We start from the raw sequence: 21,937 nt of genomic DNA on the forward strand, positions 1-21,937 counted from the left end.
GAGAGCGGGATACTTGAATGTTGGAATTGATTCATGGGAAAATAAGGATGATTACGTAGATAAGGGAGATGAGCTTTTGAAAAAGGTAACGCTTGGACGAACTGATTTACAGGTGAATCCGATAGGGCTTGGTACGAATGCAGTAGGTGGACATAATTTATTCCCGAATCTTAGTGAGGATGCTGGACGGGAGCTTGTGGAAACGGCTCTTGATCAAGGTGTCAATTTCTTAGATTCTGCTTTTATTTATGGGCTGGGCCGTTCAGAGGAATTAATCGGTGAGATCATTGCCAAAAGAGGCGGCAGAGAAAAGCTTGTCCTTGCGACAAAAGGAGCTCATAAGGAAGTAAACGGGCAAATTGAACTTGATAACAGCCGTGATTTCTTAAGAGAGCAGGTCGAAAATAGCCTGAAACGACTGCAAACAGATTATATTGACTTGTACTATATGCATTTCCCGGATGGGCGCACGCCGCTCGAGGAAGTTGCAGGCACATTAAAGGAATTGAAGGACGAAGGGAAAATCAAGGCGATCGGTGCATCCAACCTTGATTTTGAACAGCTTCAAGCCTTTAACCAAGATGGCTACTTAGACGTGCTTCAGTCGGAGTATTCTCTGCTGAAACGTCAGGCGGAGCAGGATCTTCTTCCATACTGCGTCGAGCATGGTATTTCCTTTATTCCTTATTTCCCATTGGCATCAGGCTTGTTGACTGGGAAATTTACAAAGGATGCGACATTTGATGATATTCGAGCAAAAGACCCACTTTTCCAAGGTGATGCATTCCTTTCAAATCTCGAAAAAGTAGACAAGCTGAAGGCGATTGCCCAATCAAAGAATGCAGAAACGGCACACGTCGCACTCGCTTGGCTCTTAGCTCAGGATGGTATTGATGCTATTATTCCAGGGGCAAAACGAGCAGACCAAGTGCTGCAAAATTTAAAAACAAACGATGTTCAACTAACTGAAGAGGAAATTAATCAAATCGACAAGATTTTCTCTTAACACGAAAAAAAGGTGCAGTAATGCACCTTTTTTTATGACATTGTAAGAGGGATTTTGATGACGAGCCGTAAATTTGGAGAACGGTAAGTGAAATCCAGTGTACCGTCTGCCTTTTCAACAAGCTGATGAATGATATACGTCCCCATGCCTTGATGATCGCCGCCTTTTGTCGAGCGGCCAAAAGTTTTGAATAAATGATCTAACACATGTTTTTCCATACCTTTTGTGCTGTTTTCACAATGGATTAAAAATAGCCCGCTCCGAATAGAGGTTGTGACCGAAATGCTGCCCTCTTTTCCAGCTTTCTTTGCTTCAATCGCTGCATCTAGGGCATTATCAAGCAGGTTGCCAGTAAAACTAACCTGATCCGCCTTTGAAAAGGGAAGCGATGAAAAGGGAGCTTGAAGGTCTAGTGAAAGTGCAATGTTCTCTTTCTCAGCCCGCTCCAAAAAGATGTGAAGGGTAGAGGCTAAATAGGCATTTTCTCCTTTCATCCATGGGAAATGTTTGACGTATTGCTGAATCAAATCTTTAATCTCATACTCGTCGTTCGACGCCGAAAAGGCATTTAAATGTCTGGCTGTTTCATGATGTTTACTCCGCAGCTCAAGAAGTAATTCGTTGGTTCTAGCTTCTGCGTTTATAAGCTCTTGAAGCCGTCCATTTAACTGATTCTCTGTCTGCATCACCTTCAATGAGAGGATATCGACTGTCACCATCATGATGAGCGCCAAAAGACAGCTCAGCCCATTCTCTTGCGTTAGAAACAGCAAAAAGCCTGCACAGGTGATGAGCATAAAAGCACCTAACATCACATAACCACTCGTATGAGGTAAAAATTTTTTGTACATGAAGAATGTATAAACACACATCGCGCAAAAGGTAAGAATCCACAACACAATTGATGATAGCGGTAGAAAGGCTTCAGCAGCTGTATGAAACGCAAGACCTAGCCATATGAGGGCATAAATGCGAAATCCAAGATAGAAAGCGTTCACGTTCGTTCTCCTTAAAAATAGTATTTCTTAAAGAATTCTAATTGCTGCTTGGTCATCATGGCTTTTTTATCTGTCCCTTCAAAAGACACGATAAACGAATTTTTAGCATAAGCCGAGAAATTCTTAATGTAATGAATATTGATGATAAACGATCGATGGGAGCGGATAAAATCCTTTTCAGCCAGATCACCCTTTAACTCGTTTAAAGTTTGATATGTCTGGATTTCTCCTGATGTTGTCACGATAGTTGTTGAGCGGCCCGTTCGCTCAACAAAAATGACATCCTTTTTCTGCAGCACATGAATATCTGACTGCTGTTTAATGAGAAGCCGTCCATGAATGCTTTTCTCCTGCTTGGTGGACATATAGCGCTCTAAGCATTTGGCAATGCGATCAGCTTGGTAGGGCTTCATAATATAATCATGTACATTCAAATCAAACGCATGGACCGCATATCCACTGTTTCCTGTCACAAAGACTACATCGACATTCAGTGCGTGAGAGTGAATGAGGTCCGCTAATTCATAGCCGGACATTCCAGGCATTTCAATGTCAGCGAACAACAGATCAATGTCTCCTTGTTTGACCTTGTCATATGCATCCTCTGCTGACTGCGTGACAAAGACAATGTCCACAGCCTCCATTCTGCCCACAATGGCGTGCAGCTTTTCTAAATCTACTCGGTAATCATCGACGAGACCTACTTTTATCATAAAAATCACCTATGACTCTTCTTATTATTTGTCTATTTTACCATTTGTTTTTTTGAAATAGATCATTTCAAGACAGAAAAAGGACGTTTCGCGACATTTTTATATCAGGCAGGCATTATTTTTTCTATCATAGACTTAGAAAGTAAAGTTGAAAGGGGCGAACCAAATGATTACTCTCAGCGATTGCAGCTGCTGGTTTAAAGATAAGAAAAAAGTCGTAAAAGCGATGAAACACATGACGTTCTCCGTAAAGGAAGGGGAAGTCGTTGGCATCCTAGGAGAAAATGGTGCAGGGAAAACGACATTATTGCGCGCCGTAGCCACATTATTAGAGCCTACGCACGGGTCAGTCACTGTCGCAGGCTTTGATACGGTGAAAGAATCAACGGAAGTGAAAAAGCGAATTGGCGTCTTGTTTGGCGGTGAGACGGGGCTTTACGATCGTTTGACGGCACGAGAAAACCTTGAATACTTTGGCAAATTGTATGGCTTAGATCAGCATGAAATCAAAGCAAGAATAGAGGATTTGGCAAAGCGTTTTGGAATGAGACAATATATGGATCGCAAGGTGAAAGGATTCTCAAGAGGGATGAAACAAAAGGTGGCGATTGCCAGAACGTTAATTCATGATCCTGACATTATCTTATTTGATGAGCCGACAACAGGCTTAGATATCACGTCGAGTAATATTTTCAGAGATTTTATCCATCAGCTCAAGCAGCAAAATAAAACGATCCTCTTTTCAAGCCACATCATGGAAGAAGTCAGCCAGCTTTGTGACAGTGTCATGATGATTCATCAAGGAGAGCTTGTGTACAAAGGGACACTTTCAGAATTATATACTCAGGAACAAAGTGATGACTTGAACTATATCTTTATGTCGAAGCTCGCTAGGGGGATTTCATAATGTGGAAAACCGTCTTTTTGAAAGAAATGACAGATGCGCTAAGGGATCGAAAAACGTTGCTCTTAACCGTGCTGATTCCTCTTTTGACCATGCTTGGACTGGTGTTCTTTTATGAAAGCATGATTGCAGATCCAGGGGATGAAGCCTATACAGTCGCCATCAATGAACAGCTTCCAGCCGAAATGAACCAAATGATCAAAGAGGTCAAAAACCTAAACCTTGAAACATTTGATGATCCGCAGCAAGCGGTCAAAGATGGAGAGGCAAATGCTTACCTTGAAATGCCGAAAGAGGCAGGCGATATGCTCAAGCACCAAAAGCCATTCGCTATTAAAATCCATGGATATACGACAGATGATGATTCGGTCATTACTGTTCAAATGCTGCAATCATTGCTTGAGCAATATCAAAACCAAGTGGTCGAGAAGCGTTTAGCAGCAGATCAAATCGACACGTCCGTTATTCATCCGTTTGAAGTGCAGTCCGTTGATGTAGAAGAAGGGGATGAAGGGGAAAACGGAGTGACCGCTATGCTGTTGTCGATTCTCCTTCCGATGATTTTGGTGACCTCCGTCATCTCAGGAGCTTTACCGGCTGCGCTTGATATTGTAGCAGGTGAAAAAGACCGGAAATCCATTGAAGCGTTGTTCCTGACACCTGCCAGCAGACTCCAGATTCTCATCGGAAAATGGCTCGCTGTCTCTATGTTTGGTATTTTAAGTGGGATTGTGGCGATCGGTATGCTGCTTCTATCCACTTTGCTCTTTACAGAAAAGCTGAAGCAGGCTCTAAACTTTGGTGATCAAATGTGGAGCATTATCGGCGTCATGTTTGCGGCGTTAATCATCTTCTCCTTCATGGTATCCATGATTGAATTGCTGCTCAGCGTCATTTCGGGCTCAGTCAAAGAAGCACAGTCGTACATGTCCATGATCATTACACTAGGTGTGCTCCCAATGTTCTTTACCATGAGAGCAGGTGCTACGCAGCTAGATACGTATTACTTTGCCATCCCATTCCTTAATATTCATGCGCTGTGTAAGCAACTGATGTTTGGTATCATCGATCCGGTGGCCGTCACTCTGACACTCGGCTCCTCAGCCTTGGCAGTCGTTATCCTGTTTGTCATCGTCAGAAGCTTGTTTATGAAAGAAAAATGGATGCTTGCGAAATAAAGAAAGGAAAACTTGTAGATTTTTCTACAAGTTTTTTTATATTCGGAGATTCATATAAAAAAGGATCGGGATAGAATTGTTATGGCATAATGGAAGAGGGAATGACATAATCATCCTATTTTTACTAAAGAGGGGGATTGGATATGCCTTATCAAACTGATGACGATGATGTGTTAGGACTATGTAATATATATGCTCAGCAAACACACCATTTTGAAGCCTTTATTTTGGGAAATAGGAAAGGCTTATTAGAACTAAGAAATGCAATAGACAAGGCTTTAGAAACCGGTTGTTCTACTTCAACATTATTTCCGTCTGATTATGAAGGATATGATGTCTATGTTGCTTTAGTAGATGAGGAGCAAAGGTTTGAGAAATTAACAACTCCTTATGTCGAAGAATATGTACAAGAGGAAGATGCGGTTGATCCAATTGAGATCATTAAAGAATATGAAGCTAAAAAGGGGAATTCCGTATAAAGAGATTCCCCTGCTTGTGAACTCGTTTGCTAGTGAATCAAATGTCTATGGATTTGGCTTGTCATTGGGTTTTGTCCAGTACTTGATGTCTTCCAATGCCCTTTCAATGTCATCCATATCGTCAATTCCTAAAGTACTATCAAATTTCGAAGATAGTATCTTTCGTACTTTAGCGAGTCTTTGAGTGACCTCCCACTCATCTATAAATCGTGTGGTTTCTGTTTCATATTCTCCTCTATATGCTTCCTCACCATACTGATGAAATTTTTCACCATAATAAGAACCCATGTTATGCAAAGACAAAAGAATCAAATTCATTTCTTTTAATACCTCTAACATTTCATCACCCGTGTAGGTGATGTTTTGATTAGACTTTAGCATTGACTCCCACCCTTAAAATAAGAAATGTTGATATACACCGCAACCAATACGCTTGTGTTCATCATATTAAAAAAACCCCCGGGATCGGGGGTTTCAGCGTGTAGACAAACCCTCGCATTCTTTGTCAGTTCTGCGCTCCGGTGCTCACGAATGTCAAATTCGCTCCGCTCCGGTGCTCGCCCTTCCTAGACTGCAAAGGTTTTCTATCACGCTGAAAAGAAGACAAAGGGCTAAAATAAAGATCATTTTAGCCCTTTGTCAACAATCTGAAACCCCCGGAATCGGGGGTTTTTCTTTAGTTCTTGATGAATTTCTCAACTAATGAGCTTGTTTTGTAGTCGTTCAAATCAAGTTTCCATTGGTCGATATCATTTTTCTTCATGTTCACTTCTACTGTTTCTTCAGAAGATGATGGTCCTAATTTTTTAAATTCATCTGGATAGATAGAAAGTAGATATTTCTGTGCATCATCATAAGATGCTGAACGGTTTTTGCTGTAGAACTCAGTCGCTTTCTCTTTCAAACGATCGACAAGCGGACTTGCATCAATCGGTGTAAGAGTCACAGTCACGACAGCTTTATCACCACTGATCGCTTTTGTTTTTGTTGATACTTTTGATTTTTCAGCTAATGTTTCTTTTACTGCTTTTAAAAGCTTATCAAGGTTTTCGTCCTTCGCTGAGCTAGAAGAAATACCTGATGAAGTGATATAACCTTGTTTGAATGATTTATCGAATTCATTCACAACAGTTGATTTGTTATCACCTGTTAGTTTTTCGAAATCGTCGTTTTTCTTACCAAAAATCATCACATCAATATAAGAAGAAAGAGCTTTTGCAGATGCTTGTAGTGTATCTGCTTTTTTCATTAAGTCTTTTCCTTTAATATCGAATTCTAGTGTTTTGTCATCTTTTTTCGATCCACTGCCTGGCTCTGTGTAAACAAGCTGATAGTCCTTGTCTTTGTCAACAACAAAGAATAGACCGCCTTTTGTTACTTTGTCTGCATTTAAAGAGCTTGAAGATAATACTTCGTTGTAGTCATCTGGAGAGATCGTAGATACCTGTGCGTCATCTTGGTAAAGTGTGAAGTTGCTTTTATCAACATTGAGAGGCTCTTTGCTGATATTTTTTACAGATACATTCACTTTTAGTACATACTGATCATCCTGTACAGATGTATCGTATTGAGGTGGTAATGTGTACTCAGCACTTTCTACCTTTACTTCTGCTGCATCAAGAGATTTTTTGGTATCGTTTTCTTTCGCAGCTGTTTTGTCTTTACCACCACTACAAGCGGCAGCGACAACAGTTACACACAAGATCAGAAGAAACAGGGATAATTTCTTTTTAAACATGTCGTGTTTTCCTCCTCGGGTTTATGGTGAATTTCATTGAAAAGCTGTAGTTCATATCGTTCTTTTTGCACAAAAAGAAAAATACTGTATGTTTTTTACTGTAGAATGAAGCGAAAGTACTGTCAATACCTCAGTGCGTTTCCGAGGTTGATTGGCTTCAAGTAGTAAAAATGACACTAAGTTGAGAGGAGAAACTTGTAATTTATTATTTGATATCTCCTGTAGAAACTCAACATTTTATATTTTAAGGTTTTGAGTCGGATTATTGAATAGGTTCAAATGACTGTTTTTGAAGATGATGTCGCAATTAGAAGGATTTTTATGACTTGTAAATGAGTATATAGTAATGAATATTTTTTCCTGCTATGTGGATGATCACTTGGTTTGTGTGTTGTTGACAGCAAGACACATGTCCAGCAAATTTAGACAGGCTGCCGACACTGAACGTGCTTTTTCATGTCAAAATGGCAGTCATCTACACAGAAACGCTACATAAAATAAAAGAGAAACGAACTGGAGGTGGATGTATGGCAGTGGTAAGAGCGACAAGCTCTGATATTGATTTAATGGCCAGACTGCTGAGAGCGGAGGCAGAAGGTGAAGGGAAGCAAGGGATGCTGCTCGTAGGAAATGTGGGCATCAATCGGCTGCGTGCCAACTGCTCTGACTTTAAAGGGCTGCGTACGATTCCACAAATGATTTATCAGGAGCATGCATTCGAAGCGGTCACGCATGGGTACTTTTATCAACGAGCACGAGAAACTGAAAAAACACTTGCGCGGAGAAATATTAACGGAGAACGTTTTTGGCCGGCAAAATTCAGCCTTTGGTATTTTAAACCCCCTGGCAATTGTCCAGCGACATGGTATAATCAGCCGTTTGTGGCAAGGTATAAGTCGCATTGCTTTTATCAGCCAACCGCCGAAACGTGTGAAAATGTCTATAACACCTTTTAGCTTGATGAAACGCACAACCCTCTTAGAGTACGAATGCAGAGGGTTGTGTTTTTGTTTTTTCCAAAATGGGTAACCATTGTGTATCAACAAGATGAAGCACGTGAATGGAGGAAATGAAGATGTATCAAGATTTAAAAGGGAAAACAGCCATTGTCACAGGTTCTTCAAAAGGAATTGGACAAGCGATCGCATTGCGGTTTGGACAAGAGGAAATGAATGTGGTTGTGAACTATAAAGGAGATGAAGATGGTGCTGAAGAGACGGTACAAGCCATTCAGAAGCACGGAGGCAAAGCGGTGAAAGTACACGCAGATGTCTCCAAAGAGGAAGGCATCCAAGCCATCATGGATACAGCATTGGAACATTTCGGTACAGTAGATGTATTCGTCAATAATTCAGGCTTCAACGGCGAAGAAGCGCTGCCGCATGAGATGACGCTGGAGCAATGGCAAAACGTCATCGATGTGAACATAACAGGTGCATTTTTAGGCGCAAAGGCTGCGCTTGCCTATATGATGGAGCATGACATCAAAGGATCTATTTTAAATATTTCCAGTGTCCATCAGGAGATTCCGCGCCCATTCAACGTTCATTATTCCACTTCAAAGGGCGGAATGAATATGATGACAAAGACGCTGGCTCTTGATTATGCAGAATCAGGTATTCGAATCAATGCGATTGCGCCAGGTACCATGGCAACCGAATCAAATGATGATTTGCAGGATGAACAGAAAAAACAAAAGCAGCTTGAGAAAATTCCGATGAGGACCTTTGGTGAACCGAAGGAGATTGGGTCCGCTGCGGCATTCCTCGTTTCTAAGGAAGCGGCATATATCACAGGCACCACCTTATTTGTGGATGGTGGAATGACACTTTATCCTTCTCAAATCAATGATTAATCCGAAAAACATCCGCCTGTTCAGCCGGCGGATGTTTTTTGTTCGTAGCGTTGTGTAGCTTTGGCTCGTTTGCCGAGCAGCATCGGGTACTTGCTCAGGAAGGAGATACATGGCACCATGAGCAGCAATGTGCCGATCGTATAAAAAAGTGTCCAAGAGAGCTGCGCTGTATCAGCAATATTGATACCAAGTCCATAAAAAACAAATGCTTTCATGATATCAATGCCGGCAAACTGCAAGACAAGAATGACAATAGAATTTCGTCCTAGATACGTCAAAATAGGGGATGTTTTCAATTTAAAGCTTAAATAAATCACGGCAGCTGAACCGAGCAGAGCACATGCATAGAAAATAAAGAGATCACCGTAGTCGTTGACGCGCATATCGATCCGTGAATTAAAGCTCTGCATGTAAGCCGTCAGCACAAGCAGACCTGTACATAAAAGAAGGGTTGGATCTGTTTTTAATTCCACAAACCACTGCTTTGCTAAAAATCCAATCGAATAAAACACAACAGCCGTCAAGGCAACATTAGCATTCCAAGGAAGACTTTGATCTAAAAGCAAGGTAGAGGCATATCCAGCACCTCCGCAAAGAATAGTCAGCAAGATTAAGGCAGCAGGTCTCCCTTTTGAAAGACGATGCATAAAGAAAAATAAAATTTCCACTAAAAAGAGTGTCGTTAAAAACCAAATCGCTGGGTTATGTGTAAGTCTTGCTTCATCTGCATTGGATATGAAAATACCTGTAAACGGAACGAAAGGGTCGATATCCGTTTGTCCCTTGAATGCGAAAAAACGAGTAACGGAGAACCAAAATACATACGTAATGATGGAGAAATAGAGATAGGGCAGGAGTAAGCTTTTGGCTTTTTTCTGAATAAATGACAAAGCAGGGGATGAGGATGACCGAAACATCATGCCTGATAGTAAAAAGAAAAGCGGCATATGAAAAGAGTAAATGAATTGCTTGAGCGAATCTGGAATGGGCACATGCGCCATAACCACGAGCAGAATGCCGATTCCTTTAGCTGCATCTACCCAATCGAGTCTCTTTTTCATGTCTGTCATCTCCTTTTTCTCAGCGTCGTAAACCGTTCATTGAATATGTACCTCTACTATATAAAAGGTACACCTCTTATACGTTTACAGTTCGCTAACGATTAGAAGACACATTTGCGATTAGATGACAGACGAAAGGATTTTGACATCTTGATGTTACATTTCCCATTTTTTATGACAATGTAAAAAAAGAAGCCTGGAAAGCTGGCTTCAAAATAATTCTGCTATTCGTTTGTAGGAGCGTTGTTTTTCGATCGGATCAAAGGAATTGTTCAGAATCATGATGTCATCCGTTTGATAGCGTTCCATCAAGGTCTGTAATTGCTCTTTCACCGTTTCCTTCGAGCCGACAATCATCCGCTGGCGGTTTTGCAGCACTTTTTTCTTTTCCTGCGTGGTGTAGTGATAGGCATTTGCTTCTTCTATAGAAGGAACGCGGCTGTCCAGTCCTTTTTCAACACGAAGCAGCCATAAATCTGTACTGCTGGCGATCCGATCTGCTTCTTCATCTGTGTCACCGCAGATGACAAAGACGGCAAACATAGATTGTGGCTGCCTAGAAAAGACAGATGGAGAAAAGTGTGATCGATACGTCTCAAATGCTTGTTTGCCGCGTGCAGGATGAATAAAGTGGCCAAAAATATAGTTGATTCCAAGCTCCGCCGCCTGTATGGCACTATTTTCTCCTAGTCCAAGCAGCCAAACCGGCGGATGAGCATCAACAAGCGGAGCAGCTTTCACACCTGCATGCGGATGACCAGAAGGCAGGCTATCTGATAAGTAAAAAAGAAGATCCTTCAGCTGGCGGTCAAACTGAGACAGATCTTTATGCACGCTGTCCGTCAAAGCGAGTCTCGTCCTTTCGATCCCGCCCGGGGATTTGCCGACTCCGATCTCAATCCGTCCAGGATAAAGGGCTTCAAGCTGCCGCGTGACCTCTGCTACTTTAAAAGGACTGTACTGAGGAAGTAAAATGCCGCCAGATCCGGTACGCAAGGTCGATGTATGAGCCGCAATATGAGCCATTAATATTTCAGGCGCTGTACTAGCGAGCCCCCTTGTGCTGTGGTGTTCAGCGAACCAATAGCGCTCATACCCAAGCGTTTCAGCCAGCTGAGCCAGCTGCGTTGTATGAATCAATGTCTCCTGCGCAGACTGACCTTTAGGAATGGCGACTTGATCTAATATATGAAGTGATGGCATCATCAACATCCTTTCAACAACATGCTGAATATAAGTATAAAGAAATCAATGGGTGGAAGGAAACGAAAGGGTTTATCCTTTGAACACATGCTTTTATCTTTTCTATATCAACATATGAAACCACATCTTACGCTCCTTATCAGCAAGAGCTGCTCACCGGGAACTTTCGACAATGTTTCACATGAAACACTTCATTTACGACATGAACTATTTTCAATATGCATCTTTCTTTAAAAAAATATAAAGTGTTTGAAACCTATCTTGAACATAGATCGTATATACTAGTAAATAGAAAAAAGAGTAAGAGGCTCCAATGTCATTTCATGAATTTTGTCGAATTTTCATGTATGATGATTTTAATAGGGTCCATCGCTTAATAAATAGATTTTTATTATGCTGGAGGAGTGATTGATTTGGCGATTACATTAGAAAAAGGTCAACGTATTGATTTAACAAAAGGGAAAGCAGGGCTAACGAATATTCTTGTTGGACTTGGCTGGGACCCTGTATCACAAGGCGGCGGGTTTTTAGGAAAGCTGTTTGGCGGCGGAGGCGGCGCTGATGTTGATTGTGATGCTTCAGTGCTCATGCTGAAAAATGATAAGTTTACGGAAAATAAAGATTTGATTTATTTTGGCAACCTAAAAAGCAAATGCGGCAGTGTTGAGCATACAGGTGACAACCTGACTGGTGAAGGAGACGGAGATGATGAACAAGTCCTCGTCAACTTGAGCAAGGTGCCGGGTAATGTGAATAAATTGGTGTTTGTCGTGAACATTTATGATGCCCTTAGAAGAAACCAACACTTTGGTATGATTCAAAATGCTTACATTCGCATCGTTGATCGTTCAAACAATCAAGAATTAGTGAAATATAATTTAAAAGATGACTATGCAGGAAAAACATCGTTAATCGTCGGAGAACTTTACCGTCAAGAGAATGAGTGGAAGTTTGCGGCTCTTGGAAATGGTACAAATGATGCGAAGCTTGCCGATATTACGAGAAACTACATTTAAACAGAAGGGAGAGGTTCCTAGTGGGAATTTCTTTAGCGAAAGGTCAAAAAATTGATTTAACAAAAACGAATCCGGGTTTAACAAAAGTAGTCGTTGGTCTTGGCTGGGACGTCAATAAGTATGACGGCGGACATGACTTTGATCTAGACGCAAGTGTATTCCTTTTAGATGCATCAGGTAAAGCAAGCTCTCCATCTGACTTTGTCTTTTACAATCAAACAACTGGCGGAGGCGGCAGTGTCGTACATACAGGCGATAACCGCACTGGTGAAGGGGACGGAGATGACGAGCAGGTCAATGTTGACCTTGCAGCTGTACCAGCAAGTATTGAGAAGATTTCATTTGTCATTACCATTCATGATGCAGAAGCGCGCAGTCAAAACTTCGGACAAGTGTCTAACGCATATGTACGTATTTTAAATGCGGCTTCGAATGAAGAACTCATTCGCTACGATTTGGCAGAGGATTTCTCAATTGAGACAGCCATTATTGTAGGTGAATTATACCGTCATGGCGGGGAATGGAAATTCTCGGCTGTCGGATCAGGCTATCAAGGCGGTCTTGCACGCATTGCAACGGACTTCGGCTTAGATATCGGATAACGATAGCTTCCTATTTTCAAAGACAGGAGAGATACGAATATGGCGATTCAGCTTTCAAAAGGACAACGTGTCGATTTAACTAAAACCAACCCAGGGTTGACGAAAGTGATGATCGGTCTTGGCTGGGATACGAATAAATATTCTGGCGGAGCCGAATTTGATTTGGACGCTTCGGCTTTCTTGGTGGATGCAAACAATCGTTGTCAGCAAGATACAGATTTTGTGTTCTATAATAACCTTCAGCATCCGAGCGGCAGTGTCACTCATACAGGTGATAACCGGACGGGTGAAGGAGATGGAGATGACGAGCAAATTCTCGTTGATTTCTCGAAAATTCCTGCTAACATTGATCGTATCGGAATTACAGTTACGATCCATGATGCAGAGACGCGCAGCCAAAATTTTGGACAAGTCTCTAATGCATTTGTTCGTGTTGTAAATGAAGAGGGCGGGGAAGAATTGATTCGCTTCGATTTAGGCGAAGACTTCTCAATTGAAACAGCTGTTGTGGTATGTGAATTGTACCGACACGGAAGTGATTGGAAGTTTAACGCGATCGGAAGCGGATTCTCTGGCGGACTTGCAGCTCTTTGTCAAAATTATGGGTTAGAAGTGTAAATAAGAGAAACAAATCAATTCAAGAGGTGCTGTCAAAAACTCATATGAGGGCCTTTTCCAAAGTGAGAAAGAAACAGCGATCAAGAATAGCAGCAGGCGAAAGCCTGCTGATGCTTCTACACTTATAGGAGGAAAACCAGTTGGACATTTTGAAACATATGTTGGATACATATGCCTCGTTTTTTGATTGGCATATGTGGGCAGAGGTGTTAACAGACCCTGTCTCTTGGGGGCTTATTGGGACGCTTGTCGTGCTTGAAGGATTGTTATCAGCAGATAACGCACTTGTATTAGCCGTGATGGTGAAACATTTACCGGAAAAGCAGCGTAAAAAGGCATTAACCTACGGATTAATTGGCGCTTATTTCTTCCGTTTTCTATTCATTGGCGTAGGGATGCTGCTTATTAAATTCTGGTGGATTAAGGTTCTTGGAGCTGCTTACTTAGCATGGCTTGTCATTAAGCACTTCTGGTTAGGTGATGGCGATGATGAAGCGAAGGAATTGAAAAAAGAAGGCTGGTTGATTCGGGTATTTGGTATATTCTGGGCAACCGTTATCTCTGTAGAAATTATGGACCTTGCCTTCTCGGTTGATAGTATTCTTGCAGCATTCGCTGTATCTGAGGAAGTATGGATTCTTCTATTAGGCGGAATGCTTGGAATTCTCATGATGCGTACAGTGGCACAGTTGTTCCTTGTTCTTATTGACCGTATCCCAGAGCTCGAGAATACAGCGTTTATTCTTATCGGGATCATTGCGATCAAAATGGGCTTGAGTGCTGCTCACATTGAAATCCCGCATCTTGTATTCTTTGCAATTATTATCCTAGCATTTATCGGAACGTTTATTGTTCATAAAATCAATAAGAAGAAACATCAAGGTGTAACAAACGAAGCTGCGGCTTCAAAAGAAGAATAGGACGATCAAAAAGGAATGGAGTTGATTAGCGGCTCCATCCTTTTTTGAATCATCAAGTCATTTGTTCGATTTTCTCTCAACAACAGGAGGTGGCACAGCATGCGGTATTTTCAGTTTTTATCAGAGGCGAAGCAGCACGATATTTTTTTCAAAAGGCCGGTGGCGATGCATTTGATGACGCCAAGGCACATACTTGCGCATGCATTAGGTGCTACTTTGTATATGCCTGCAACAAGACAGGATATAGCAGACATGCTGCTGTCGCAGAAATATGAAGCGCTTTGCTCTGTTGTATTTTGTTTAGAGGATGCCATCGGTGATCAAGAAGTGGAAATGGCTGAGCAGAATCTAGTGGTACAACTCGCCAAACTGTCGGACAAATTGACGCATACGCCTGAAACGGCTGAACAATTGCCGCTTTTATTTATTCGGGTTCGTTCACCGAAGCAGCTGCTTGAAATGGCAGATTTGCTAGGTTCATCTCTTCATTTATTGACGGGTTTTGTATTTCCGAAGTGTTCTATTCATAATGCGAAGGATTATTTGGACAGCTTGAAACAGGTTTCAGCACAAACGAAGACAAAGCTGTACGGTATGCCCATTTTGGAAACACCCGATTTATTAGAAAAAGAAACAAGATATACGGTGCTGTCTGAGTTAAAGCAGATCATGCTGAATGATGAAGAATATATTTTGAATATTCGTATTGGTGCAACGGATCTTTGCGGCTTATATGGCATTCGCCGTGATCGTGACACCACCATCTATGAAATCAGATTGATTGCTGATTTGATCACAGATATGATCAATTATTTTGGTCGTTCCTTTGTTGTTTCAGGTGCAGTATGGGAGCATTTTGGCCCTGCACGAAAGGAACAAAAACCATTCATCCGTGCGCTTTCTAAGGGCGGTGAGCTGTCCTTATCTGAATTCGATGACGTACAAGGTTTACTCAAGGAGACAAAACTCGATGTAGCCAACGGCATACATGGGAAAACAGTGATCCATCCAACACATCTCAAGCCAGTGCAAAGCATGTACGTTGTGACAAAGGAAGAGTACATGGATGCATTAAGTATTTTAGAACATGCTGACGGCACAGTTGGCGTAATGAAGAGTGTCTTCTCTAATAAGATGAATGAAACGAAGCCCCATTACAGGTGGGCAGAGCAGATATTAATTAAGTCAGACATTTACGGGGTGTTTCATGAAAATAGAAGCTATATCGACATACTCACAGAATCAGAAGCGACATACGCTGAACATCTTGGAACATATGGAGGTTGAGCTTGACCTCAAAGAAGGTGCGCTCCAGCTGGAGAAAGAGCATCTTTTTGAGATGGCAGCAAGGGTGAACAAAAAAAGAGCCTTTTTATTCGTTAGTAAGGTGCTTGGAAAGCATATTCCTGTTCATCCAGTGAAACCGCTCCTTGTCTCGGGTCTTTTAGCGATGGCATATGCCAAAGAGCAAACGGGACAGACGCCTCCGTACCAAGATTTTCTTGTAGAGGCACTCAAGACGGATGATCACGCGGCGTTAACGGCAGCCTATGAAACACTCAAAAAAGAAAAGCTAGCAGCTGGCAATGAGCCTGTCGTCATCGGCTTTGCGGAAACGGCAACAGCCCTTGGACATGGTGTGTATGATGTGCTAGAAGGCGCATCTTACATTCATACGACACGTGAACAGCTGCTGGGTCTTGACCCGTCATTGGTATTTGAAGAAGAACATTCGCATGCAACAGACCAGCTTTGTTATGCAGATGAAGCATTACTTCGCACAGACCGCCCCATCGTGTTAGTAGATGATGAAGTCACGACAGGCCGTACAAATATCAACATCATTCGTGACCTTCATGCAAAGTACCCGCGGCATTCTTATACCATTCTTTCCATCTTGGACTGGCGGACGGAGGAGCATGAGAAAGCCATGTGCCAGCTTGAAGAGGAGCTCGGAATTCACATCACATCATTGTCTTTATTAAAAGGGCAGATGGTCTTTAGAGGCAAAACGCTTGATGAACCAGCTTATTCGTATGAGATTGGGGAGCAAGAGAAGCGGCCAAGTCTCTCTTTACATTCTCTTCAATCTTTCTTTAAGCAAGTGCCGTATTCGCTTTCTCATGCAGCAAATTCGGCTGGTCATTCGCCATATATACATGAAACGGGCCGTTTTGGTTTAAACGCAGCAGATACCGAAGTGCTTGACCAAGCAGCTGCTGAAGCGGGATTGAAGCTGCGGCAGGAACGCAAAGGAAAGCAAACACTTTGCTTAGGGACAGGTGAGCTGATGTATGTACCGATGAGACTGTCTGCACATATGGGTGAAGGCGTTCGCTTTCATTCAACAACGAGAAGTCCTATTCACCCAGTCGAAAAGGATGGATACGCTGTCCAAAATGGGTTTACCTTTATGAATCCAGAGGATGCCCGAATTCAGCACTACGTGTACAACATTCCAAAAGGTGAATATGATGATGTATTTCTCTTTTTTGAGAAAAAGGTCTCTCAGGAGGCATTGCTTCCGCTTATTCATTTATTTGCCGAGCGGCATGTGAAGCATGTGCATATTGTGACTTTATCAGACGAGGTGAAGGTGAATGGCTAACGTGTATACAAAGATGGGAAGCTATCCAGAGCAGGATGTAACCTTCTTACTCAAAGATTTATCCTCTATTGAGATGGAGAAAAGTACAGAAGAGCGGGAGCGTTCAATTCAGAGTGGTGCGCATTATTCAGAAATGCTGCCAATTGAATATAAACCAACTGAATCTTATATGACTTTATTCTATCAATCTCTTGAAGAAAGTAAGGAAAAGGTAGCCGAAGCAGTAGCTGTTGTAGCAGAACAGATTGTGAAAAAGCGAGGCTTCAAAACCGTGCTTTGCAGCTTGGCGCGTGCAGGAACACCGATCGGGGTGCTAATCAAACGATATATTCGAAAGACATATGGTATCGATCTGCCTCATTACAGCATCTCTATTATTCGCGACCGCGGAATAGACGAGAATGCACTGCATCATATGCTGAAAGAACATCCAGGCTTTGAAATTGCTTTTATCGATGGATGGACTGGAAAAGGTGCCATTTCGAAAGAGCTCGAAAAAGCTGTGATTGATTTTGAAAAAAAATATGGCGTGCGTCTTTCGAGTGAGCTGGCTGTGCTGGCGGACCCTGGCTATTGTACACATGTATATGGAACGAGAGAGGACTTTCTCATTCCAAGTGCCTGCCTGAATTCGACGGTATCAGGGCTTGTCAGTCGTACGGTATTAAACAACCGCTGGATCAATGCCGATGATTTCCATGGGGCAAAGTATTATAAAGAGCTGCTTGATGAGGATGTGTCCAATCTGTATGTGGATACGATTGAAGATGCATTTTCCAGCCTCGGACCAAATGTACAAGAGAAAGCAGAAACCATACTTACGCAAGGGACGCCGGCAGATTGGCGCGGAATGGCATCCATTGAAGCAATCGGTCAGGAGTTTCAAATTAAAAATACCCATTTGATTAAGCCGGGTGTTGGTGAGACGACCCGCGTGCTGCTTAGAAGAATCCCGTGGAAAATCTTAATTCAGCCTGGATCTCAGGAAAAGCTGAAGCATATTTTGCTTTTGGCTGAGGACAGAGGCGTTCCTGTCATTGAATATGCCAATATGTCCTACACGTGCTGCGGGTTAATTCGCCCGCTGGAGCAAACGTCATGAAGACATATGCATTTGCCAGTGATTTAGACCGAACGCTGATTTACTCACATCGAGTGCTTGACCAGTATGCGTATGAAGGAGAGTATGATTTAGTTGAGGTGCTGGACGAACGGCCGCTTTCCTATATGTCTGTTGAAACGAAAAGATCCTTGCAGACGATTCATCAATCAGGCTGGTTCATTCCAGTGACGACAAGAACGACTGCACAGTATGAACGGATCACCTTCTTTCAACAAGAGCTTCAACCGGAGTATGCTGTCACAACAAACGGGGGCTGTATTCTTCACCATGGCAAGCCGCTTGAGGATTGGCAGGCCATTGTTGATGAGAGACTTAGGGAGTGTATGCCAGTCAGAGAGATGCTGAGGGCGATCTCCGAACTTCCGGTTGCGGCTTGGGTGAAGCGTACCCGTACAGCAGAGGGAAGATTTCTTTATTTGATTATGAAAGATGAGTATTTATCTCACATACCGCTTGCTGAATTGAAGCTGTGGGGTGAGGAGAGAGGCTGGCAGGTTTCTCTTCAGGGACGGAAGCTTTATTTTATTCCACAGCCGCTTAATAAGTGGGATGCTGTTGCTTTTCTAAAGGATAGGCTGCAGCTTGAATACGTCTATGGTGCGGGTGATTCCCTGTTAGATGTGGGGCTCATTCGTCAATCAGATAAGGGCTTTGCCCCAAGGCATGGAGAAGTTCTCGACTTTGACCCAGAACTTGAGCCGACAGCAGCATCTGGCATGGCCGCAGCGGATGAAATCACCGCTTCTGTCATCGAGCAGATGGCGAAGGCAAAAAAGCCTTCGATTCGATAGCAGAAGTAGAAGGCTGAATGATATGATAGTAGTAGCTTTCTAGAAAATATAGGAGAAAGGAAGGAGCGGCGTGAGTTATAAAGAAATCAATGTCACCCAAACACGGGCGGAGCAGGAAGCCTGGAAAAACGTGCTGAAAAAGCCGCTCCCTGAAAGAGACGGTTATGTAAAGGACGAGCATACGTTGTCCTTGCCGCGTCTCGCCGCCCGGGTCCTTGGAACTCCGCATGATGCAACCGATTATTTTATTTATTTACATGAATTATACGAAACAGAAGGCATGCATATTTTAAGTGAAACGCTCAATCGTCATATTGAGCCAGAGCATTTTCAAGCGTTGCAGCGTATTCATTTGATTAACCAAGAAGAAAAGGGATTGTCCGTGAATCGCTTTGTGGCTTTTTTAGATGGTGAACAGCTGATTGTACGCCATCCAAACCCTGTGATGAACCGGCATATCCGTCTTTCATTGATCAAGGTGTTTGAGCATTTCAAGCAGCTGCATGAGGGTGGATTTCAGCATCCCGATTTCCGCCGGGTCTTGCTGGATGTCGTGAAGTTTTCAAATAACCATCTAGGTCCATGGCTGAAGGAAGTCAATATAGAAGAAAAAATGCCGGCTGTCATTTGGTATGGAGAGGCGAATAAAAGTCAGCTTTATTTTCTTTACTATGTCATGCTGATTGGCTGTGATGTTGTGCTATTTCATCCAGAAGGCGAGGATTCGTTTCGCGAATTAGATCCAGAAGAAAAGCTGACTTTTATTGATCAGTACCCGGGGACTTCAAAGCTTGAGCCGTTCCCTACTGAAAAGCCTGAGAGGAAATCAACGGTGGCGTACCGCTCGACAAGAGAGCTTGAAGAGGTGCTTCACACGGAAGATTCAATGCTGTATAAGCCGTGGCAATTCAGAGATCATGCTCCTCATTCTATTACGCTGAAGACAACGTATGATGAGCTGTTTTTAATTGCAAAGGAACGATCCTTTATCCGCCCGAATTTCAAAGCAGACCGGGACACGATACAGATTCCGAATCTTTTTGCGAAAATGATGGGTGTCACACGAGACAAGCGTGAATACTGGGATCGCATTCACACGTTAATGGAGGGGAAAGAGACGAAGACCATTCGCCATTTTCCTTTTACAAAAGAAGTGACTTCGAATTATCAATTTCATTATCAGCATGCACTTTCTGCTACTGGAGAGATTGATCCTGAATTATTAATGAAAAGCAATGTGTGGCAGTTTTCTCATCTATATGAGGGCGCGCAGCGTGCGATAGCAGAGGCGATATCTCGAATCTGTCAGCATCCGAAGCTATTAAAAGAAGGCAATGAAACCGAATTAGATGTCCGCATTTATTTATTCAAGCAGGTTCTGCATTTGAGCCAGGATCTCATTGAACTGATTCAAACCTTTGATTATGCACAAACCGTACCGAAAGTGATTTTATACCATACGGAATATAATGGTGAGCTGACTCGTTCTGATGCGGCCGCCCTGATTTTCCTAAATGAAATGGGTGTGGATCTCTTCGTATATCATCCGGCGGGATATCAGTGTATCGAACGGTATATCGATGACCAATTATTTGATACCCATTGGCTTGATGAGATGGTCATGAACCAGGAGTTTAAAGAGCCGTCCATCGTTAGAAAGTTATTTCAATCCATTAAAAACCGATAAGGAGATCAAAGCTTATGACAAATACAAACGGAAATGACATCATTTCAATTGATAAAGAGGAAATCACGATTGAGAAGGCAGACGATATTCGCGTTCAGCTTCGAAACGAACCAGAAGTGCAAAATATTGCGAGACAGATCGATGCGAAAAATCAGCTTGAGCTTCTTGAATACGGAAAACAGCCAGCCGTTGAAATCTCTAAGTTCTCTGATCGTATCCTTTCAATGATGCGTTCAACAAGCGTCACTGACTCAGGAACAATGCTGACGCAGCTTGGCAAGATTATGGATCGCTTTGATAAAAATGATTTTGACGAGCCGAAGGGTGGTTTGTTGTCAAAAATCTTTAAACGCGGCGGCAGCATGATTGAAAAGATTTTTAGTAAATATCAAACGCTCGGTGCTGAGATTGAAAAAATTAATGTAGAAATTAGTAAATATAAAGATGAAATGACCAAATCGACTGTGACGCTTGAAGAAATGTATGAGCATAACATTCAATACTACATGGAGCTTGAAAAGTATGTCGTAGCCGGTCAAATGAAAATTGAAGAATTAAAGCAATTGGTTCCTTCATATGAAGAAAAAGCAGCTAGTGGAAACCAGCTGGCACAAATGGAACTTGATACGCTTCGTAATGGGATTCAAGCGCTTGAAGAGCGTGTATATGACCTTGATATGGCAAGAATGGTCGCGCTTCAAACGGCACCGCAAATCCGTTTGCTTCAGCGTGGGAATACAAAATTAATCGGTAAAATCAACTCTGCCTTCATTATCACCATTCCAATCTTCAAAAATGGGATCATTCAAGCTGTGACAGCGAAGAGACAAAAGCTTGTCGCTGATTCCATGAGTGAGCTGGATAGAAGAACAAATGAAATGCTGAAACGAAATGCTGAAAACATTTCAAGTCAAAGTGTGGAGATTGCCAAATTATCCGGCCGTCCAAGCATCGACATTGAAACGATCGAATCTTCCTTTAATACAATTGTACAAGGGATGAAAGAGACGAAACAGATCGAAGAAGAGAACAAGCGATTACGTGAAGATGGAACAAAACGTATGCTTGAGCTTCAAGATAATATTAAGCGGGCTGCCCTAGAGTCCTAAAAAAACGAGCTGTCTGTAACTAAAGTTGCAGGCAGTTTTTTTGTGAATTTAAATAAAATTTGAGAAAAAAGGTTTTTATGTGACCATTTTCGGGTAAATCATGTTCAGGGGAATGGTTCGCCCATGATTCAAAAAAACTGCTATGACGAGGATTCGACTTATTTTTTAGCACAATTAGGAATTTTCAGTAAAATATTGTCTGGTGAGAGGAAATACCCCGTAAAATATGTAGTTTATGAAGCATTCTATAGGATTTACGAGTAATACGGCGTATAAACTCTAATGACCAGACCTCTATATGGAATTCATACATATTGTGGGGAAATAA

22 protein-coding genes are annotated in these 21,937 nt (G+C 42.3%); 16 read left to right on the top strand and 6 right to left on the bottom strand.

The window, feature by feature from the left end; genetic code table 11:
- Nucleotides 1–76 precede the first annotated feature (76 nt).
- The gene (locus AC3WTB_RS13595) at nt 77–1,006 is read left to right on the top strand and encodes an aldo/keto reductase (RefSeq protein ID WP_212044186.1); all 930 of its coding nucleotides are present in this window, start codon (nt 77–79) and stop codon (nt 1,004–1,006) included.
- Between the two features lie 32 nt (nt 1,007–1,038).
- Here AC3WTB_RS13595 and AC3WTB_RS13600 read toward each other — a convergent pair whose 3' ends face one another.
- Together AC3WTB_RS13600 and AC3WTB_RS13605 are read right to left on the bottom strand one after the other, a co-directional pair.
- A complete protein-coding gene (locus AC3WTB_RS13600; RefSeq protein ID WP_492333842.1) occupies nt 1,039–2,004 on the bottom strand; it encodes a sensor histidine kinase in 966 nt (321 codons plus the stop codon).
- An 11-nt stretch (nt 2,005–2,015) separates the two neighbouring features.
- Entirely contained in the window at nt 2,016–2,717 is a 702-nt protein-coding gene (locus AC3WTB_RS13605) for a LytR/AlgR family response regulator transcription factor (RefSeq protein ID WP_492333843.1), read from the bottom strand.
- 166 nt (nt 2,718–2,883) lie between these two features.
- Here AC3WTB_RS13605 and AC3WTB_RS13610 point away from each other — a divergent pair, with 166 nt between their 5' ends.
- The 3 genes from AC3WTB_RS13610 (at nt 2,884) to AC3WTB_RS13620 (ending at nt 5,278) form a co-directional block, all read left to right on the top strand.
- Nucleotides 2,884–3,624 (top strand): ATP-binding cassette domain-containing protein, encoded by a 741-nt coding sequence (locus AC3WTB_RS13610; RefSeq protein ID WP_039176238.1) that lies wholly within the window; start codon nt 2,884–2,886, stop codon nt 3,622–3,624.
- Nucleotides 3,624–4,799: an ABC transporter permease gene (locus tag AC3WTB_RS13615; protein ID WP_492333844.1), complete on the top strand. Its 1,176-nt coding sequence runs from the start codon at nt 3,624–3,626 to the stop codon at nt 4,797–4,799. Before AC3WTB_RS13610 ends, AC3WTB_RS13615 begins: the two co-directional genes overlap by 1 nt.
- 143 nt (nt 4,800–4,942) lie before the next feature.
- Nucleotides 4,943–5,278 (top strand): hypothetical protein, encoded by a 336-nt coding sequence (locus AC3WTB_RS13620; RefSeq protein ID WP_492333845.1) that lies wholly within the window; start codon nt 4,943–4,945, stop codon nt 5,276–5,278.
- A 45-nt stretch (nt 5,279–5,323) separates the two neighbouring features.
- Here the strand turns inward: AC3WTB_RS13620 and AC3WTB_RS13625 are convergent, their stop codons facing one another.
- Entirely contained in the window at nt 5,324–5,659 is a 336-nt protein-coding gene (locus tag AC3WTB_RS13625) for a hypothetical protein (protein WP_064498775.1), read from the bottom strand.
- Between the two features lie 295 nt (nt 5,660–5,954).
- Nucleotides 5,955–7,016 (bottom strand): DUF4352 domain-containing protein, encoded by a 1,062-nt coding sequence (locus tag AC3WTB_RS13630; RefSeq protein ID WP_039176247.1) that lies wholly within the window; start codon nt 7,014–7,016, stop codon nt 5,955–5,957.
- A 527-nt stretch (nt 7,017–7,543) separates the two neighbouring features.
- Between AC3WTB_RS13630 and AC3WTB_RS13635 the strand changes: the two genes are divergently transcribed.
- Both AC3WTB_RS13635 and AC3WTB_RS13640 read left to right on the top strand, forming a co-directional pair.
- Nucleotides 7,544–7,972, top strand: a complete 429-nt coding sequence (locus AC3WTB_RS13635; RefSeq protein ID WP_039176249.1) for a cell wall hydrolase — start codon at nt 7,544–7,546, stop codon at nt 7,970–7,972.
- A gap of 119 nt (nt 7,973–8,091) precedes the next feature.
- Nucleotides 8,092–8,871 carry a glucose 1-dehydrogenase gene (locus AC3WTB_RS13640; RefSeq protein WP_058837265.1) on the top strand — a complete coding sequence of 260 codons (780 nt, stop codon included), beginning with the start codon at nt 8,092–8,094 and terminating at the stop codon, nt 8,869–8,871.
- Between the two features lie 20 nt (nt 8,872–8,891).
- Here AC3WTB_RS13640 and AC3WTB_RS13645 read toward each other — a convergent pair whose 3' ends face one another.
- Nucleotides 8,892–9,932, bottom strand: coding sequence for an acyltransferase family protein (locus AC3WTB_RS13645; RefSeq protein ID WP_039176257.1), 1,041 nt, complete (start codon nt 9,930–9,932; stop codon nt 8,892–8,894).
- A 210-nt stretch (nt 9,933–10,142) separates the two neighbouring features.
- Nucleotides 10,143–11,135, bottom strand: coding sequence for an LLM class flavin-dependent oxidoreductase (locus tag AC3WTB_RS13650; RefSeq protein WP_492333846.1), 993 nt, complete (start codon nt 11,133–11,135; stop codon nt 10,143–10,145).
- A gap of 413 nt (nt 11,136–11,548) precedes the next feature.
- On the opposite strand from AC3WTB_RS13650, the gene AC3WTB_RS13655 reads away from it, so the two are divergent.
- The 10 genes from AC3WTB_RS13655 to AC3WTB_RS13700 all read left to right on the top strand — a co-directional run bounded on the left by AC3WTB_RS13655 (nt 11,549) and on the right by AC3WTB_RS13700 (nt 21,609).
- A complete protein-coding gene (locus tag AC3WTB_RS13655) occupies nt 11,549–12,151 on the top strand; it encodes a TerD family protein (protein WP_039176264.1) in 603 nt (200 codons plus the stop codon).
- Between the two features lie 20 nt (nt 12,152–12,171).
- Nucleotides 12,172–12,753, top strand: a complete 582-nt coding sequence (locus tag AC3WTB_RS13660) for a TerD family protein (protein WP_044333579.1) — start codon at nt 12,172–12,174, stop codon at nt 12,751–12,753.
- A gap of 39 nt (nt 12,754–12,792) precedes the next feature.
- Nucleotides 12,793–13,371: a TerD family protein gene (locus AC3WTB_RS13665; protein WP_034664245.1), complete on the top strand. Its 579-nt coding sequence runs from the start codon at nt 12,793–12,795 to the stop codon at nt 13,369–13,371.
- A gap of 140 nt (nt 13,372–13,511) precedes the next feature.
- The gene (locus AC3WTB_RS13670) at nt 13,512–14,291 is read left to right on the top strand and encodes a TerC family protein (RefSeq protein WP_039176272.1); all 780 of its coding nucleotides are present in this window, start codon (nt 13,512–13,514) and stop codon (nt 14,289–14,291) included.
- 99 nt (nt 14,292–14,390) lie between these two features.
- Nucleotides 14,391–15,578, top strand: a complete 1,188-nt coding sequence (locus AC3WTB_RS13675) for an HpcH/HpaI aldolase/citrate lyase family protein (RefSeq protein WP_247544626.1) — start codon at nt 14,391–14,393, stop codon at nt 15,576–15,578.
- Nucleotides 15,568–16,899 (top strand): phosphoribosyltransferase family protein, encoded by a 1,332-nt coding sequence (locus tag AC3WTB_RS13680; protein ID WP_492333922.1) that lies wholly within the window; start codon nt 15,568–15,570, stop codon nt 16,897–16,899. Before AC3WTB_RS13675 ends, AC3WTB_RS13680 begins: the two co-directional genes overlap by 11 nt.
- Nucleotides 16,892–18,001: a cysteine protease StiP family protein gene (locus tag AC3WTB_RS13685; protein ID WP_492333847.1), complete on the top strand. Its 1,110-nt coding sequence runs from the start codon at nt 16,892–16,894 to the stop codon at nt 17,999–18,001. Before AC3WTB_RS13680 ends, AC3WTB_RS13685 begins: the two co-directional genes overlap by 8 nt.
- The gene (locus AC3WTB_RS13690; RefSeq protein WP_058837270.1) at nt 17,998–18,813 is read left to right on the top strand and encodes an HAD family hydrolase; all 816 of its coding nucleotides are present in this window, start codon (nt 17,998–18,000) and stop codon (nt 18,811–18,813) included. The genes AC3WTB_RS13685 and AC3WTB_RS13690 overlap by 4 nt, the downstream gene beginning before the upstream one ends.
- A gap of 70 nt (nt 18,814–18,883) precedes the next feature.
- Complete coding sequence (locus tag AC3WTB_RS13695; RefSeq protein WP_492333848.1) at nt 18,884–20,500, top strand: YceG family protein; 1,617 nt, start codon at nt 18,884–18,886, stop codon at nt 20,498–20,500.
- Nucleotides 20,501–20,514: 14 nt separating this feature from the next.
- Nucleotides 20,515–21,609, top strand: coding sequence for a toxic anion resistance protein (locus AC3WTB_RS13700; protein ID WP_034283225.1), 1,095 nt, complete (start codon nt 20,515–20,517; stop codon nt 21,607–21,609).
- Nucleotides 21,610–21,937: the final 328 nt, after the last annotated feature.

Source organism: Bacillus sp. EB106-04-04-XG123 (assembly GCF_058791855.1).

Bases quoted from the DNA above. Each gene is read 5' to 3' on its own strand.
- AC3WTB_RS13615 (WP_492333844.1), top strand. From the start codon at position 3,624: ATGTGGAAAACCGTCTTTTTGAAAGAAATGACAGATGCGCTAAGGGAT.
- AC3WTB_RS13675 (WP_247544626.1), top strand. From the start codon at position 14,391: ATGCGGTATTTTCAGTTTTTATCAGAGGCGAAGCAGCACGATATTTTT.
- AC3WTB_RS13665 (WP_034664245.1), top strand. From the start codon at position 12,793: ATGGCGATTCAGCTTTCAAAAGGACAACGTGTCGATTTAACTAAAACC.
- AC3WTB_RS13680 (WP_492333922.1), top strand. From the start codon at position 15,568: ATGGAGGTTGAGCTTGACCTCAAAGAAGGTGCGCTCCAGCTGGAGAAA.
- AC3WTB_RS13625 (WP_064498775.1), bottom strand. From the start codon at position 5,659: ATGCTAAAGTCTAATCAAAACATCACCTACACGGGTGATGAAATGTTA.
- AC3WTB_RS13690 (WP_058837270.1), top strand. From the start codon at position 17,998: ATGAAGACATATGCATTTGCCAGTGATTTAGACCGAACGCTGATTTAC.
- AC3WTB_RS13685 (WP_492333847.1), top strand. From the start codon at position 16,892: ATGGCTAACGTGTATACAAAGATGGGAAGCTATCCAGAGCAGGATGTA.
- AC3WTB_RS13620 (WP_492333845.1), top strand. From the start codon at position 4,943: ATGCCTTATCAAACTGATGACGATGATGTGTTAGGACTATGTAATATA.
- AC3WTB_RS13635 (WP_039176249.1), top strand. From the start codon at position 7,544: ATGGCAGTGGTAAGAGCGACAAGCTCTGATATTGATTTAATGGCCAGA.
- AC3WTB_RS13640 (WP_058837265.1), top strand. From the start codon at position 8,092: ATGTATCAAGATTTAAAAGGGAAAACAGCCATTGTCACAGGTTCTTCA.
- AC3WTB_RS13630 (WP_039176247.1), bottom strand. From the start codon at position 7,016: ATGTTTAAAAAGAAATTATCCCTGTTTCTTCTGATCTTGTGTGTAACT.
- AC3WTB_RS13605 (WP_492333843.1), bottom strand. From the start codon at position 2,717: ATGATAAAAGTAGGTCTCGTCGATGATTACCGAGTAGATTTAGAAAAG.
- AC3WTB_RS13645 (WP_039176257.1), bottom strand. From the start codon at position 9,932: ATGAAAAAGAGACTCGATTGGGTAGATGCAGCTAAAGGAATCGGCATT.
- AC3WTB_RS13610 (WP_039176238.1), top strand. From the start codon at position 2,884: ATGATTACTCTCAGCGATTGCAGCTGCTGGTTTAAAGATAAGAAAAAA.
- AC3WTB_RS13700 (WP_034283225.1), top strand. From the start codon at position 20,515: ATGACAAATACAAACGGAAATGACATCATTTCAATTGATAAAGAGGAA.
- AC3WTB_RS13650 (WP_492333846.1), bottom strand. From the start codon at position 11,135: ATGCCATCACTTCATATATTAGATCAAGTCGCCATTCCTAAAGGTCAG.